Source organism: Arthrobacter sp. FW305-BF8 (assembly GCF_021789315.1).
Taxonomy (GTDB): domain Bacteria; phylum Actinomycetota; class Actinomycetes; order Actinomycetales; family Micrococcaceae; genus Arthrobacter.
Genome location: NZ_CP084561.1, coordinates 3,482,364 through 3,497,455 on the forward strand (window position 1 = coordinate 3,482,364; position 15,092 = coordinate 3,497,455).

Annotated in this window: 15 protein-coding genes and 1 pseudogene; 11 read left to right on the plus strand and 5 right to left on the minus strand. The window is 63.2% G+C overall.

Going from position 1 to position 15,092, the window contains the following annotated elements; all coding sequences use genetic code 11:
* Positions 1-116: 116 nt before the first annotated feature.
* The 8 genes from LFT45_RS15665 (at position 117) to LFT45_RS15700 (ending at position 7,347) form a co-directional block, all read left to right on the plus strand.
* Complete coding sequence (locus tag LFT45_RS15665; RefSeq protein WP_236804480.1) at positions 117-506, plus strand: TadE/TadG family type IV pilus assembly protein; 390 nt, start codon at positions 117-119, stop codon at positions 504-506.
* A 47-nt stretch (positions 507-553) separates the two neighbouring features.
* Complete coding sequence (locus tag LFT45_RS15670) at positions 554-1,513, plus strand: Tad domain-containing protein (RefSeq protein WP_236804482.1); 960 nt, start codon at positions 554-556, stop codon at positions 1,511-1,513.
* A 9-nt stretch (positions 1,514-1,522) separates the two neighbouring features.
* Complete coding sequence (locus tag LFT45_RS15675) at positions 1,523-2,275, plus strand: hypothetical protein (protein ID WP_236804484.1); 753 nt, start codon at positions 1,523-1,525, stop codon at positions 2,273-2,275.
* The gene (locus LFT45_RS15680; protein ID WP_236804486.1) at positions 2,272-3,471 is read left to right on the plus strand and encodes an AAA family ATPase; all 1,200 of its coding nucleotides are present in this window, start codon (positions 2,272-2,274) and stop codon (positions 3,469-3,471) included. Before LFT45_RS15675 ends, LFT45_RS15680 begins: the two co-directional genes overlap by 4 nt.
* A gap of 188 nt (positions 3,472-3,659) precedes the next feature.
* Entirely contained in the window at positions 3,660-4,946 is a 1,287-nt protein-coding gene (locus LFT45_RS15685; protein ID WP_236804488.1) for a CpaF family protein, read from the plus strand.
* Positions 4,947-4,955: 9 nt separating this feature from the next.
* Positions 4,956-5,888, plus strand: coding sequence for a type II secretion system F family protein (locus tag LFT45_RS15690; RefSeq protein ID WP_236804490.1), 933 nt, complete (start codon positions 4,956-4,958; stop codon positions 5,886-5,888).
* 6 nt (positions 5,889-5,894) lie between these two features.
* Positions 5,895-6,776 (plus strand): type II secretion system F family protein, encoded by an 882-nt coding sequence (locus tag LFT45_RS15695; protein ID WP_236804492.1) that lies wholly within the window; start codon positions 5,895-5,897, stop codon positions 6,774-6,776.
* A gap of 109 nt (positions 6,777-6,885) precedes the next feature.
* Positions 6,886-7,347 (plus strand): Hpt domain-containing protein, encoded by a 462-nt coding sequence (locus LFT45_RS15700; RefSeq protein ID WP_236804494.1) that lies wholly within the window; start codon positions 6,886-6,888, stop codon positions 7,345-7,347.
* A 26-nt stretch (positions 7,348-7,373) separates the two neighbouring features.
* On the opposite strand, the gene LFT45_RS15705 is transcribed toward LFT45_RS15700, so the two are convergent.
* A complete protein-coding gene (locus LFT45_RS15705; RefSeq protein WP_236809382.1) occupies positions 7,374-8,129 on the minus strand; it encodes a response regulator transcription factor in 756 nt (251 codons plus the stop codon).
* Between LFT45_RS15705 and LFT45_RS15710 the strand changes: the two genes are divergently transcribed.
* The 3 genes and pseudogenes from LFT45_RS15710 to LFT45_RS15720 all read left to right on the plus strand — a co-directional run bounded on the left by LFT45_RS15710 (position 8,061) and on the right by LFT45_RS15720 (position 11,969).
* Positions 8,061-8,207, plus strand: a complete 147-nt coding sequence (locus LFT45_RS15710) for a hypothetical protein (protein ID WP_236809491.1) — start codon at positions 8,061-8,063, stop codon at positions 8,205-8,207. The two genes, LFT45_RS15705 and LFT45_RS15710, sit on opposite strands and share 69 nt — an antisense overlap.
* 200 nt (positions 8,208-8,407) lie before the next feature.
* Complete coding sequence (locus LFT45_RS15715) at positions 8,408-10,075, plus strand: sensor histidine kinase (protein ID WP_236804496.1); 1,668 nt, start codon at positions 8,408-8,410, stop codon at positions 10,073-10,075.
* An 83-nt stretch (positions 10,076-10,158) separates the two neighbouring features.
* A pseudogene (locus LFT45_RS15720) lies at positions 10,159-11,969 on the plus strand (DUF222 domain-containing protein).
* A 26-nt stretch (positions 11,970-11,995) separates the two neighbouring features.
* Here the strand turns inward: LFT45_RS15720 and LFT45_RS15725 are convergent.
* From LFT45_RS15725 to rplQ, 4 genes are all read right to left on the minus strand, one after another.
* Positions 11,996-12,481 carry a sensor histidine kinase gene (locus LFT45_RS15725; RefSeq protein WP_236804498.1) on the minus strand — a complete coding sequence of 162 codons (486 nt, stop codon included), beginning with the start codon at positions 12,479-12,481 and terminating at the stop codon, positions 11,996-11,998.
* Positions 12,482-12,622: 141 nt separating this feature from the next.
* Positions 12,623-13,501, minus strand: coding sequence for a response regulator transcription factor (locus LFT45_RS15730; protein WP_236804500.1), 879 nt, complete (start codon positions 13,499-13,501; stop codon positions 12,623-12,625).
* Between the two features lie 80 nt (positions 13,502-13,581).
* On the minus strand, positions 13,582-14,472 hold the full coding sequence (gene truA, locus LFT45_RS15735; RefSeq protein ID WP_236804502.1) for a tRNA pseudouridine(38-40) synthase TruA: 891 nt from the start codon (positions 14,470-14,472) through the stop codon (positions 13,582-13,584).
* 31 nt (positions 14,473-14,503) lie between these two features.
* A complete protein-coding gene (gene rplQ / locus LFT45_RS15740; RefSeq protein WP_236804504.1) occupies positions 14,504-15,079 on the minus strand; it encodes a 50S ribosomal protein L17 in 576 nt (191 codons plus the stop codon).
* Positions 15,080-15,092 lie beyond the last annotated feature (13 nt).

The window sequence follows — 15,092 nt, forward strand, 5'->3', positions numbered from 1 at the left end:
ATTAGTCGATACGGCCGGACGGCAAGGCAAAACCTAGCCACCCGGCCGTTTTGGCGCCTAACGTGGCTGACGACGCCCAAACATGCGCTAGCAAACGAAAAGGAGGGCCACCGCAAGTGCACGACTCATCAGAACGTGGCGCGGCCGCGGTTGAATTTGCAATCTTGCTCCCGCTCCTCGTTATGCTCGTGATGGGAATTATCGAATTCGGCCGGGCTTATAACGCGCAGATTTCCCTCACAAGCGCTGCCCGTGAGAGCGTCCGCGTCATGGCGATTTCAAACAATCCGGCTTCGGCAAAAACGGCGGCCGTCAACGCTGCCGTTTCCTTGCGGCCCGCGCTCCGACCAACCGACGTCGCCATTACTACGAATGGGCCTTCTGCCGGGCTCTGCGTCACCGGGGCCACCGCCACCGTCACCCTGAACTATTCCCTCAGCACCATGACAGGCATCGCCGGACCGTTCACCTTGACAGCCAAGGGCGTGATGCAATGCGGAGGCTAAGTGAGGACGGCGAGCGCGGTGCAATAGCCGTCATCGTAGCCGTTCTAATGGTCGCACTGCTGGGCTTCGTAGCCATCGCGGTCGATGTTGGAATGCTGTATGCCGAACGCGCCCAGCTTCAGAACGGTGCGGACGCTGCGGCGTTGTCCATAGCCCAGACCTGCGCCCGAGATTTGAATGGTCCCGTCTGCACGTCGCCGGCTAGCCAGGCCAAGACGTTCGCGGACGGAAACGCCCTGGACGGACAAAGCAACGTGCAGGCCGTCCAGATGAACCGCTCAGGCGGCAACGTTACGGTGGTCGTCGGAGCCCAGGAATCGGGCGGCGAACCCAACGAAGTTTCGCTGCTCTTCGCCCGCGCCCTCGGCATACCAACGGCTGAGGTCGGAGCGAAAGCCTCCGCCATTTGGGGTAGTCCCCAAGCAGGCCGCACTCCCTTTCCCCTGGCCTTCTCCGTTTGTCAGGTCCAGGGAAGCGTTGAGGGTGGACTCCAGAGACTGCAGAGTCACGGCACCGGGGCCAACACAAGCTGCAACTATGGTCCGAACGGCGCGGCAGTTTCTGGAGGCTACGGGTGGCTTGTGCAGGATACAGGCCTGTGCGGAGGCACTGTGGACATCCTTGTTATGGAAGGTGGAAGCGCAACGGGCAACGACGGTCCCTCAAACTGCGGGCCCACCATGCAGCGCTGGGTTGATGAACTGACTGCCGGACGTGACGTCATCGTCCTCCTTCCCGTATTCAACCAAGTTACTGGCACCGGGTCGGGGGCCACTTACAAACTGATCGCTTTTGCTGCCTTCAGCGTCAAAGGATGGAAATTCGCTGGTAGCGACAAGACGCCCATAACCTTCCGCAACACGTCCCAATATGCCGGAACACTGGCTTGTACAAACAACTGCCGCGGAATTATTGGTAGGTTCGTAAAATACGTTTCCTTGGAGGATGGTTACAGGCTGGGGCCCCTGGACGCCTACGGATCTGCGGTCGTCCGAATGAACGGTTAGGAGTGCTGGGTGAAGTCGCGCTTATTGGCCGGTGTTGCCGCTGTTGTCGTGGCAATAGTCGGAATCCTTCTGATCTTCTCCTACGCGCAGGCGGCCGATAGCCGGGCCATGCAGAACCTAGAACCCACTAAAGTCCTGGTCGTCCAGAAGCCCGTTCCCGCCGGCACGTCTGCGGAAGCCCTGGCCAAACTCGTGGCAGTGGAAGAATTACCGCGCACCGGCGTTCCCGGATCAGCGCTCGGAAGTCTCGATGGCCAGGCCGGAAAAGTCACGGCGACAAACTTAGTTCCCGGTGAACAACTCCTCACCGAGCGGCTCATTGAGCCCTCCGCCCTTGACGTGCCAGGTTCAGTTCCCGTTCCCAAGGGTTTGCAGGAAGTGACCTTTGCCCTCGAACCGCAACGCCTAGTGGGCGGCCGGGTCGTTGCCGGGGACACGGTCGGGTTGTTCGCCACCTTTGATGGCGACATCAAAGATTCAGTATTCCCGCCAACGACCGGCCGCGTCCTGCACAAGGTTCTGGTCACAAGCCTCCAGCGCGCCGAAGCGACCCAACAGAGAGCCCCAGCGTCGCCGTCCTCGGGACCAAATCCCCAGGTGCTCCCCGCCGGAGGCATGCTCGTCACAGTCGCCGTTGCTGACACCGCGGCAGCAAAGGTTATCTATTCGGCCGAATTCGGCAGAATTTGGCTGACGAAAGAGCCGGCGGAAGCCAAAGCCGATCCGCCCACCCAAATCAAGCGGGGTGACGTTTACCCGTGAGCCGTTTCGTCCTGATCAGTCCAAACACTGACTTTGACCACCGCTTACGCCAGGCGGTGGTCGGAGGTCTGCAAGGCAGCGTGCAGACATTCTTGACGGCCGCCATGCCAGCACAGCCGGAGGACCTGTTCGCGCAACTCAGCGGAGAACCCATGGAGGTGCTGATTCTTGGGCCAGATGTCGCTCTGGAGGATGCCCTGCGTCTCGCAACAATCTTCGATGTCCAGCTGCCGGAAGTCAGCGTTATCCTCGTCCGGCAAAGCGATGCAGAGCTGGTGCTTCATGCCATGCGCGCAGGCATCCGGGACATCATGGACCCTTCGGCTGACCCTGCCTTTATACGCATCATCCTCGAACGGGCCTGCCAGGCTTTCGCCAGCCGCTACCGCAGCCAGGATGCATCGCCCAGGGTAGCCTCCAACAGCGGCCTGGTCATCGGTGTGTTCTCCCCCAAGGGCGGCGTCGGCAAGACCACGGTTGCCACCAACATCGCAGTCGGGCTGGGCAAGATTGCGCCCATGAAAGTCGTCATCGTCGACCTCGATCTTCAGTTTGGGGACGTGGCTTCAGGGCTGTATCTGGAACCGGAACACACAATCACTGACGCTGTGACCACTTCGGCGAGCCAGGATTCCCTGGTACTCAAGGCCTTCCTGGCGGTCCATCCCGCCAGCATCTATTCACTCTGTGCTCCCAGGAATCCGGCTGATGCCGACCACATCACCCCAGAGCAGATCACCCGTCTATTGGAGCAGTTGGCCAGCGAGTTTGATTACGTCGTGGTGGACACCGCGCCGGGACTCGGCGAAGTGGGCCTGGCTGCTATGGAGCAGTGTACTGACGTGGTTTGGGTCACTGGTATGGACATCCCCAGCGTCCGCGGCCTCCGCTCAGGATTGGAAATCCTTCAGCAGCTGGAAATCCTGCCCGAGACCCGGCACGTGGTTCTGAACATGGCTGACTCCAAGTCGGGGCTTACTGTGCGGGACGTCGAAGCATCCATCGGCGCACCGGTGGATGTGAGCATCCGGCGGTCTAAAGCGGTCGCTTTTTCAACAAACCGCGGTGTCCCGATCCTGCAGGATTCGCGGCGTGATCCCGCCGTTAAGGGCTTCAAACAACTGGTCCAGCGGTTCGATCCGGCCTGGCGGACCAGCGACCAGCGGAAGCAGCATCGACGAGTGGTGGTGAAGTGAAACTTTCTGAACGGCTTTCTGCAGCCCAAGTCAAGGCGAATCCTGCCCTGCCGGAACACACTGTGAACCCACCTGAAGAACCGGATGCCGACGAGACTGATCACAGTTTGGAGGAACCCGTAACCTCCCCCTTCACGCCGAGCAGCCAAAGGCCGCCCACCGCGCCTGCAGCCAAGTCACAACGGCCGGTGGACGCATTGGCAGGCTTAAAACAACGCGCAGCGGATGCTCTGTTCGAGCGCATGGGCGCCCGGTACAGCGACTCGGGGCTTGGTGAGCACGAACTGCGAGCAAGCGCCCGCGACGAACTCTCCCAGATTATCGACGCGGAGCGCGTTCCTCTGACGCCCGAAGAAAGAATCCGGTTGGTCCAGGATGTAGCGGATGACGTGCTGGGCTTTGGTCCCCTACAACGGCTTCTCGATGACCCCAACGTCACGGAGATCATGGTCAACAGAATGGACCAGATCTACGTTGAAAGGAACGGCAAGCTGAGCCTCGCAGACGCGCAATTCACCTCAGAGGATCACCTGAGACGCGTCATCGAACGCATCGTTTCCAAGGTAGGCCGCCGCATTGACGAATCCTCACCGCTGGTGGACGCGCGCCTCGAAGATGGCTCCCGTGTAAACGCCGTAATTCCACCCCTCGCCGTCGGCGGATCCTCGCTGACCATTCGAAAGTTCAGCAAGATTCCACTGACTGTGCGGAACCTCATTGATTTCGGGACGCTGACTCCGGAAATGGCCGAACTCCTGAACGCCTGCGTCAAGGCCAAGCTGAACATCATCGTTTCAGGTGGCACGGGAACCGGAAAAACCACACTGTTGAACGTCCTCTCGTCCTTCATCCAGGACAACCAACGGATCGTCACCATCGAAGACGCCGTGGAGCTGCAAATCCAGCAGGAACATGTTGTCCGTCTCGAAAGCCGGCCTCCCAACACAGAAGGCAAGGGCGAAGTCACCATTCGGGAACTGTTGCGCAACTCTCTCCGGATGCGTCCGGACCGCATCGTCGTGGGCGAGGTCCGCGGCGGCGAGGCACTGGACATGCTTCAGGCCATGAACACGGGCCACGACGGTTCCCTTTCCACTGTTCACTCAAACTCTCCGCGGGACGCCGTCGCGCGGCTGGAGACCCTTGTCCTGATGGCCGGCATGGATCTACCGCTCCGTGCCATCCGCGAGCAAATAGCCTCCGCCGTACACCTGATCGTACAAATCTCGAGGCTCCGCGACGGAAGTAGAAGAATCACGCACGTGACCGAGGTCCAAGGCATGGAAGGGGACATCGTGACCTTGCAGGATGCCTTCGTTTTCGACTTCGCGGCGGGGGTGGATGAAAGGGGAAGGTTCCGGGGCAAGCCGGTTGCCACCGGCATCCGCCCCCACTTCATCGACCGCTTTGAGGACATGGGCATCCACGTGTCCCCTGGTGTGTTCGCCGCCAAGTCCGCGGCCGGGCGGCGGTAGGATCCCGCCATGTTTCTTGTGTCAGGCCTTATCCTGCTGTTGTCCGCCGCCATCCTGACGCTGGTCCTGATCCTGATCCCCGGCCCGCCGCGCATTCCCACGGAACGGCGGCGGCCTGTCGATGATGACTCGATCTCTACGGTGTCGCGCTTTGCAGGCTCTGCAACCGCCGTCCTCGAAAGGTACCTGTCCTCTCGGGATTTGAAGCTGTACAGCAAGGAATCCCTCGAACTCGCGGGCCTGCGTTTGAGCCAAGCGGACTACATCATTCTTGTACTGGCCGGGGGCTGTGTCGGCTCGCTCATGGGGCTGATTGCTGGTGGACCCGCGCTTGCCCTGGTGTTCTTTCTGTTCGCCCCGCCCGCCGGCATTCTCTTTTTGAGCTACCGGACAGGCAAACGCCGCGCCGCTTTCGACCAGCAGCTCAGTGACACGCTGCAACTTCTTACCGGAAGCCTTCGAGCCGGGCACAGCATCTTGCGGGCGATTGAGGCAGCCGCCGTCGAGTCCGCCAGCCCAACAGCCGAAGAGATGCGGAGAGTAGTCGCTGAAACGAGCCTGGGCAAGGACCTCCTCTCCGCACTGAATGATACGGCGACCCGGATGATTAACGAAGACTTCACCTGGATAGCCCAGGCCATTCAAATAAACCGCGAAGTCGGAGGTAACCTGGCGGAGGTACTCGACCAGGTCGGGGATACCATTCGCGAGCGGAGCGAAATCAAAGGACAGATAAAGGCCCTGGCCGCGGAAGGTAAGTTTTCGGCCTATATCCTTATGGGCCTTCCCGTCGGGATTATCCTCATCCTTTTGGTTGTGAGCCCGGGTTACATGAACCCGATGTTCGGGCACCCGCTGGGCTGGGGCATGATGGTTGTTTCGGTCATATTCATGACAATCGGCGGCTTATGGCTCCGCAAGATCATCGATCTGAAGTTCTAGGCAGCCATGTCAATACTTGTGCCCCTCTCAGCAGGAATGATTGCCCTGCCATTCGCCTATCTTGCCTGGGCCGCATTGTCGGCCGACAAGAAATCGGCTGCAGCCATCCAGGAGAACCTCAAACGCAGTGCTCCCGCACGGGCACCTGGGGAAGCACCAGAAGACGGATTCTTCCTTCGCTTAGGCAGGCGAATCACCCCTGCCAGCTATGTCCGTCGGTTGGATAAGTTACTCTCGCTGGCCGGAAGGCCTCCCAGCATTCCCTTGGGTCGGGTTCTTGCGGCGAAACCGGCACTGGCCGCCGTCGGCTTCGCAGTGGGAATCTTCCTCAGTTCAACAAGTCCGTCGCCGATCCTGAAGCTTCTGGGTCTGTTCATCTTGGCCATGGGCTACTTCATTCCGGACCTGCTGTTGGTCAGCAAAGGCCAGGAGCGGCAGAAAGCCATTCAACTTGAGCTGCCCAACACGCTGGACCAAATGCTTATCGCTGTGGACGCCGGGCTTGGGTTTGAAGGAGCCATGGCCAGGGCCGGCGGGACTGGCAAGGGCCCATTGGCTGAGGAACTGGTCCGCACCCTGCAAGACATGCAAGTGGGGCGTAGCCGCCGTGAAGCCTATTTGGCACTCACGGAGCGCACTAACGTGCCGGAGCTGCGGAGCTTCGTGCAGGCCGTCGTGCAGGCCGACGCCTACGGCATTGCAATCAGCGGCGTTCTCAGAGTGCAGGCTAAAGTCATGCGCGTGAAAAGGCGCCAGCGCGCGGAAGAAAAGGCCATGAAGCTGCCGGTCAGTGTGCTGTTCCCGTTGCTTTTCTTCATCTTTCCGGTCCTGTTCATTGCCATCTTGGGCCCTGCCGTCATCAAGAGTATCGAGACTCTCGGCAGCTAGTAAGGTGGGGACTTCCGCAGGTTTGGCGCCACCACAAGGTACCCGCAAGGTTTCCACAGGATCCAAGCTCAATCAGGGTTTTCCCAACCTCACAAAGTAGCCTTAACTCATGTCCATTTCGAGTTCCGGAGCAGCCGACAGCAACGCCAGCGGCGTCTGCGTTCCGGCCCCTGCGAGCCATGATGGCATGCTTCACGACGAATCGGAGAGTGCAGCCTTGCCCGTATTAGACCTGGACGTCCTTCATGACCTCGAAGATGACATGGGCAGCACCGGAGTGGCACACAACTTCGCTAGGGACTACATCAGGATCTGGGACAAGCGCCGGACCTACCTCGAAGCCTCGGTCGAACACGACGACGCTGACGCAGCTATGGACGCCGTCCTCAGCCTGAAGAACTCGGCCATTATGGTGGGTGCCTCTCGGCTGGCTCAGCTGGCGGTAAACCTGGAACGCCTCGTGAAGAGCGGAGACCTGCCCGCTGTCCGCCGGCTGCTGCCCTTTGTGGCGCTTACCGGCGACCAAACCGTGTGCGGCCTCAAGAATGGTTACCTCCCGCCGGAGGCCTAGACGCACTAGGAGCCCAGGTAAGCGCCCTACTCAGCCCGCTTCGGGGCGAGCCGGTACCCCACGCCCCGCACCGTCACGAGCCACCGGGGATCCTGGGGGTCCTCGCGTAGCTTGCGGCGCAGGTTGCCGATATGGACTTCAACGGCCCTTTCGTCAGCTTCGCTGATATAGGTGTCCTCGCCGTAGTACTCGCCCCGCACTACCCGCACCAGATCGGCCCGGGTGCGCACCGCGCCCGTTCCCCTCAGCAGCTCGTGCAGCAGGTCGAATTCGCTCCGGGTCAGCCCCAGGGGCGTGCCGCGCAGGGCGACGGTCCGGGTTTCGGTGTCAAGTGCCAGGCCATTGTGCTGCAGCACGGCGCCGCGGCGCGAACCGGCGGGAGCGGCGGAGCCAACGGGCCCGGACTCTGCAGCAGACGGAGCATCATCTGCAGAAGAAACACGGGGCCTGCGCAGCATCGCCGTTATCCGGGCCCGCAGTTCCCGCGGCCGGAAGGGCTTGACGATGTAGTCGTCCGCCCCGCCCTGGAGTGCCGTGATGGTGTCAAGCTCCTCATCGCGGCCGGTGAGCATCACAACGTAGGCGTCACTGAACTGCCGGATGCGCCGAAGGACTTCAAAGCCGTCAATGTCCGGAAGACCGACGTCGAGAGTAATGACGTTCGCCTGGCGCTGCTTAGCCATGTCAACCCCGTCGCGGCCGTTCCCTGCAGAGTGCACCTCAAAACCCGCCTGCTGCAAAACCGCGTCGAGGAGATTCCGAACGTCGACATCATCCTCGATGACCACGGCAACACCAAGATCACCCACCACTACCTCTATCCAGGCAAAACCACCGCACAGCCCAGCGCAATGCGGTAAGCGTTACCAGATTACCTACGCTACAACGTAGAAGGGCCGAAAGAACGAAAATTACCCATATCTTTTAGGCTTACGCCGCTCACCGGCGCCGCCCCCTGCAAATACCGAAGAATAGGTGTGCATAATGGGCATCATGTCTTCGTATAACCACGAGCGGTCTTGGAATTCGGAAGTGCAGGCCAGAACCGGGCGCAGCCGCATTGGGTGAGCACGTGCTGGTCCGCGACACGGACCGATTCTTCCGCCGGCTGCGGCCCCGCGTCCAGGTGGCGCTCTGCCAGCTCCCGGTTACGGTCATTCTCGCCGCGCTGGCGATTGCCGCCCCCGCGGTGTGGCCAACGCTGATCGAGAGCCCGGTGTTTATTGCCGCCATCGTCATGATGGTGACGACGTTCCTCGCCTGCTTTCTGGTTCCTTGGGAACGGCTACCGCCCAACGCCTACTTAGTTATTCCGATACTCGACATGGTGGTCATCGGGCTCGCCCGCAACGGCGCGGTTCCCGCCGTTGCCGGACTTGGAGTTCTGGCGATATTCCCGGTGATCTGGCTTTCCAGCTCCGACAACTTCCCGCGCACCACCATCTTCCTGAGCTTTTTCGGCACCCTCCTCATCGGCATTCCCACGCTGGTGCAAAAGTTTCCCAAGATTTCACCTTCGGACATTGCCACCGCAATTCTGCTGCCGCTAATGATGCTGGCCGTCTCGCTGGCAATAAGGTTCGCCACCGCCAACGTCCGCCTGCAGCGCCAGCGACTGGAGAAGAAGGACGCCGAACTCCGCGAACTGCTCGTGGAAAGCCGGAACCGCGAACGGCTGCTCAAGACCATCCTGGACACCACCGACGTTGGGATTGTGGCCGTGGATGCGGACGGCCAGAAGGTTCTGGTCAACAACCAGCAGCAAACCTTCCGGCAGGCGGCAGCCCCGGCCGGCACTGAGCAGCCGCTGGAAGCCCAGCAGCTCATGTTCGGGCAGGACCGAGTAACGCCGCTTCCATTGGACAAACGCCCGATCAGCCGTGCTGTGGCCGGTGAGACCTTCGCCGATTACCTGGTGTGGCTGGGCGAGGGACCCTCGCAGCGGGCGGTCGCCACTGCTGCCCGGATTATCAAGAACGACGACGGCGGGTTCAGTGGGGCGGTCGTCGTCTACAGTGACGTCACGGGCCTGGTGGAAGCGCTCTCCGCCAAGGAAGAATTGATCTCCAACGTCTCCCACGAGTTCCGCAGTCCCCTGATGTCTGTGCTCGGGAACGTGGACCTGGTGCTGGACGAAGCGGACGCCTTGAGCCCCGATTCCGTGCGCCGGCTGGAGGTGGTCCAGCGCAATGCCGAACGCCTGCTCTCCCTCGTCTCGGAGCTTCTGGTGTCGGCCTCGGCCGTTCTGGCCGTGCATCCCCGCCGGACCGATCTGGCCGGCCTCATCGAGAACAGCATCGGCTCGGTCCAGGCGCAGGCAGACGCGAGCAACGTTTCGCTCAGCACCGACGTTCCGGCGCCGCTGTGGGCGCACGCTGACCCGCTTCGCATCAGTCAGGCGCTGGACAACCTGGTGTCCAATGCCGTCAAATACTCTCCCGACGGCGGCAAAGTCACCGTCAGTGCCCGGCGTAGCGAATCGTGGGTGCAGCTGAAGGTCCAGGACACAGGCATGGGCATCAGCGAAGAGGAAACTTCGCGTATCTTCACGCGGTTCTTCCGCACCCAGGCGGCGCGCCAGGCTGCCATTCCAGGGGTGGGGCTGGGTCTGTCCATTACCAAAACCATCGTGGAGCGGCACGGCGGGGACATCTCCTGCCAGAGCAAACCCGGCGCAGGCACCACCTTCACCCTCACCCTGCCGGCTGAGGGAACGCCCGAGTCCTGACGCGGGGATCAGGCCCAATCCGGTTTTCCACATAGCCCCGGGGCAGAGTCGTTTTTGTCATAGGCCGATGGCATGCTTTGGGTATGGATAACAGTGCGGCTGCGGATGCGCTTGAGGCTATCAGTGCTTCTGCCGCGGCGCTGGCTGCCAAGCTCCGCAAGGCCGCTGATCCGGGCACTGGGGGCGCGGACCCTCTGCCGAATTACGCCGATCCACTGCAGGAGCGGGCCGATGCCGTCTTGGACGGACTGGCCGAGGCGGCCAAACTGGAGGCCCGGGCTGCTGCCCTTAAGGTCCACCTCACGGCCGAATACGCCGACATTTCCGCGGCCATGGCACCGCCGGCTGAGAGCCTGCGGGACCGTGAGATCCGGCAGATGTCCTTAACGGCCGAAGTCGCCGGCGCCCTGACTGTGAGCGAAGGTGCGGCGACACGGCTGCTTGTTGAATCCGCCGCCCTCAGCCATACCCTGCCGTTGGCGCTGGAGGCACTGCACGCCGGAACAATTTCGTGGCAGCATGCCCGGGTGATGTGCGATGAAACCATCGGGCTGGATCCCGCGTCCACAGCTGGGTTGGAGGCGCGCACTTCCTGGACCCGGACGCGCCCGGGGCCGCCCGCGGATGCCCGGCCGGAGAGTTGGTGCCCTCCAGGTTCCGGGCGAAGGTACGTGCCTGGCGGGAGCGGCATCATCCGGACAGCATCGAAACCCGCCATGCGAAGAGTGCAAAGGACCGGCGGCTGGAGTACACACCGGACCGGGACGGCATGGCCTGGCTCTCGGCGTTTCTGCCGGCGGACCAGGCTGCGGCGATCTGGAACCGCACCACCGCCGCGGGCCGCGCCATGCAAAGTCCCACCGAATCCCGCACCTTGACGCAGCTGCGCGTCGATGCTGCCGCCACGTGGCTGCTCACAGCAGGTCACCAGCTTGATGGCGCGGTTGACGGCCCGCCCGCTGAGCCGGTTCCCGCAGACTCCGCGCCGGCAGGTTCAACGCCTGCGGGTTCTGTTCCCGTAGGTGGTGCGCCGTCCGGTCTTGTACCGGTCGGCGGGGTGCCGTCCCCCACGGCGCAGGTCCTGGTAACCGTTCCGGTGTTCTCGTTGCTCGGCCTGACGGAGGAACCGGCCATGCTGGACGGGTACGGTCCCATTCCCGCGTCCATGGCCCGCCGGCTCGTCGCCGACGGCGGAACGTCATTCCTGCGGGTCCTTACAGACCCGCGGAACGGGGCGCCGTTGGAGATCGGACGCACAAGCTACCGGTTGACGAAGCCGATGCGCCAGTGGCTGCGGCTGCGCGATGCTCGATGCACGTTCCCGAGCTGCAACAACCACTCCATGGACAATGACGCCGACCACATTTTGGCCTGGTCCGACGGAGGGACCACCAGCATCAGGAACCTCGGCCAGCCCTGCCCCAAGCACCACCGTCTGAAACACTCCACAGCGTGGAAACCGGTCGGCGCCACCAAGGACACGCCGCCCGGCTGGATCTCACCGTCGGGACGTTCCTACCCCAGCGAACATCAGGACTGGGAACCACCCCACTGGCCCGAACCGCGGCTGGCTCTGGAGGCTGGCCAGGACTGGCCGCTGCCGCCCGACGTGCCTGATGCACCGGACGGGCAAGAACTCGCCGCTTGGCCCGAACCGCCCTCCTGGCCGGAGTCGCAGATGGACCAAGACTCTCCGGAGCTGCCGGACTGGCTCATGCCACCAGGCTTGCCCGAGCCGCCGGACTATTCTGACGCCGTCGGTTTCGAGGGCTACCCCGACCCCGCGGACATCATCGATCCCGACACCTTCGACGGCCTCGACGCCCTCAACGGCGCCGAACCACCACTGCCAACGGATCCTTGGCCCAGCTGGGCATCAGTCACAGCCGCGTAGGAAGCGCGTGCCAGTCTGGAGAGGGCCTAGTCCAGCGGCAGGGTCACGGTCACGCGGGTTCCCGCGGCGGGGGCCGACTCAATTGCCATTTTGCCTCCGGCGGAACCGACGGCAAGGGTCATGAGCCTCAGCCCCATGCCCGAGTGCCTGCCGTGGGTCGCGGCCTCAACGTCGAAGCCGCCACCGTCGTCGGTGACGCGGAGCTGGACCGCATGGTTGTCCCCGGAACGGCAGACGCAGCAGAGCCGGACGGTCACGGAGGACGCGTCGGCGTATTTATGGATGTTGCTCAGGAGCTCCTGCGCCGCCCGGTAGAGCAGCGCGGCGGACTTCCTGTCCACTTCCATTCCATGGTGGGGCGCCTCGAGGTGCACGGTGATCCCACGTTCGCGCAGCGGGAGGGCCAAACGGTCAATCGCCCCCGCGACGCCAAGCACGTAGAAATCGACCGGATGCGTATCGGTAAGAACGCCACGGACTGCGACGACGTCGTCGCTTGTTAGTGATTTCATGCCTTAAGGGTGCGCCCGCTGCCTTGTTATTTTCTTGTAACCTTGGCGGCGTGTCCCCCGTTTGAAGGGGCGCATTCTGAGCGTCCTGGAAAGCAGCGGAGCAGCCGCGTTCTGAGCTGCGGCTACGTCCGGACGACGGCCCTACGCCAGGGTGTAGCCGGCCCCGCGGACAGTCTTAAGCCAGCGGGGCTGCCTCGCGTCGTCCCCCAGCTTGCGGCGCAGGTTACCGACGTGGGTTTCGATAATTCTGCCAGCGTCCCGCACACCGGCATCGCTGCCGCCCATGGTGCCCGCTTCCCGCTTCGCAAGACCCAAAAGCCCGACGAGTTCCGCCTTGCTGACAACGCCGCTCCCCCGCTGCAGCAGGATGTACAGGAGGTCGAACTCAGTACGGGTCAGCTGCAGGGCGCGACCGCCGAGCGTCGCGGCCCGCGTTGCGCTGTTGATCGCCAGCCCGTTGTGCTCGAAGGCCTGGGCAGCTGGCAGGCCCTGGGCAGCTGGAACGTCCAGCGCTACTCCAAGGCCCCGCGCTACTGGCAGACCGTGGGCCGGAGCGGGTCCAGGCGCGATCTCCGCCCTGGCCGAGGCCCGCAGCCGGGGCGAAACCAGTGGTGCCTGCCGCGGCGTCACGATCGGCGGGACCGTCAGTTGCCGGGGCCGGCGCAGCATGCCGTCAACACGGGCACGCAGCTCCCGCGGCCGGATGGGTTTGACCATGTAATCGTCAGCACCGGCGTCGAAGCCCTTCAAGGTCGCTCCAAGGCCGCTTCGCGCGGTGATAATCAGAATGTAGGTGTGGCTGAATTCGCGGATGCGCCGCAGCACCTCATAGCCATCCATGTCCGGAAGCACCAGATCCAGCGTGACGGTGTCCGGCTGCTTGGCACGGACCAGCGCAAGCCCGGCTTCGCCGGTGGCAGCGCAGTGCACCACGAAGCCGGCCTCCCCGAGCGTGGTCCGCAAAAGGGACCGGACTTCCTCGTCCCGGTCGATAACCACAACGACGCGACGATCATTCATCCCTTACCCCCTGTAAGGACCGCATGATTTAAGACTGCGTCTCAGCCTACTAGCCGCGCGGCGAAAACCGGGGCAGGGCCCTACTGGCGCACTGCCCGTGTGAGCTCTGCCCGGGCCAGCAGCTCGCCGTCGGAGGGGTAGGCCACTTCCTCGAACACCAGGGGGTGCGGTGCAGCCAGGACGGAACGGGCGTCGCGCATCCTTGCCAGCAGGCGCTCGTGCAGCCACTCCGGACGTTCCTGTCCCTCCCCCACGTACAGCGCCGAGCCCACCAGGGCACGCACCATGTTGTGGCAGAAGGCGTCCGCCTGGACCGTGACGACAATGACGCCGTCCTGCCCGCGCCCAAACTCGAAGCGCTGCAGTTCCCGGACGGTGGTGGAACCTTCCCGCGGCTTGCAAAAAGACAGGAAGTTGTGCAGGCCCAGCAGCTGCGCCGCCCCTTCGTTCAGCAGGTCCACGTCCAGGGCCGTCTTGTGCCAGAGCGTGCTGTACCGGCCAAGCGGATCCCACTTCTCCGGGCCGTCCGCGATGCGGTAGCTGTAGCGGCGCCACAGGGCGGAGAACCGGGCGTCGAACCCTTCAGGGGCGACGGCGGCCTTGTGCACCATGATGGCGCCGGTCTGGTCTTCCAGCCCGCGGCTGAGCGTGCCCCGCAGGCGGCGCAGGAGGGCGACGGCGGGATCGACGTCCGCACCACGGTTCAGTCCCAGCCACTCGGCTTCCGTCAGATCCAGGTGGACCACCTGACCACGGGCGTGCACGCCCGCGTCGGTGCGGCCGGCCACCGTGACTCGTATGGGGCGGCGGAGCAGCAGCTCCAGCGCCCCCTCCAAAACTCCCTGGACGGTACGGCGCCCCGGCTGCACTGCCCACCCGCTGAACGGACCGCCGTCGTACGCGAGATCGAGCCGGATACGCAAAAACCCGCCGCCCCCCAAAACGGGGGCAGCGGGTTCTTGGTGGGTCATAGACTCAAGTCTATGCGAAGGATTTAGCGAATTACTTCGCGTCCTTCTCCTCGGCCGCAGCCTCTTCAGCAGCAGCCTCTTCAACCGGAGCTTCCTCAGCAGCAGCTTCTTCAGCCGGAGCTTCTTCAGCAGCGGGAGCCTCAGCAGCTTCGGTCTCAACGACCTCTGCCTCGGGTGCTTCCTCAGCGGCCGGAGCAGCAGCGGCAGCAGCCTGGGTGGCCTCGGCTACAACAGCCTGCTTGGCGGAAACCGGATCGAGAACCAGCTCGATGACAGCCATGGGAGCGTTGTCGCCCTTACGGTTGCCGATCTTGGTGATGCGGGTGTAGCCGCCGTTGCGGTTCTCCACAGCCTGCGCGATGTCGGTGAACAGCTCGTGGACGACGCCCTTGTTGCTGATCAGGCCGAGAACGCGGCGGCGGGAAGCGAGGTCGCCACGCTTGGCGAAGGTGACCAGGCGCTCTGCGTACGGCTTCAGGCGCTTGGCCTTGGTGACCGTGGTGGTGATCCGCTTGTGCTCGAACAGTGCTGCTGCCAGGTTCGCGAGCATGAGACGCTCGTGAGCCGGGCCGCCTCCGAGGCGCGGACCCTTAGTGGGGGTAGGCATATTTGTTTCTCCT

Bases quoted from the DNA above. Each gene is read 5' to 3' on its own strand.
- LFT45_RS15670 (WP_236804482.1), top strand. From the start codon at position 554: ATGGTCGCACTGCTGGGCTTCGTAGCCATCGCGGTCGATGTTGGAATG.
- rplQ (WP_236804504.1), bottom strand. From the start codon at position 15,079: ATGCCTACCCCCACTAAGGGTCCGCGCCTCGGAGGCGGCCCGGCTCAC.
- LFT45_RS15690 (WP_236804490.1), top strand. From the start codon at position 4,956: ATGTTTCTTGTGTCAGGCCTTATCCTGCTGTTGTCCGCCGCCATCCTG.
- LFT45_RS15695 (WP_236804492.1), top strand. From the start codon at position 5,895: ATGTCAATACTTGTGCCCCTCTCAGCAGGAATGATTGCCCTGCCATTC.
- LFT45_RS15725 (WP_236804498.1), bottom strand. From the start codon at position 12,481: ATGAAATCACTAACAAGCGACGACGTCGTCGCAGTCCGTGGCGTTCTT.
- LFT45_RS15700 (WP_236804494.1), top strand. From the start codon at position 6,886: ATGTCCATTTCGAGTTCCGGAGCAGCCGACAGCAACGCCAGCGGCGTC.
- LFT45_RS15730 (WP_236804500.1), bottom strand. From the start codon at position 13,501: ATGAATGATCGTCGCGTCGTTGTGGTTATCGACCGGGACGAGGAAGTC.
- truA (WP_236804502.1), bottom strand. From the start codon at position 14,472: ATGACCCACCAAGAACCCGCTGCCCCCGTTTTGGGGGGCGGCGGGTTT.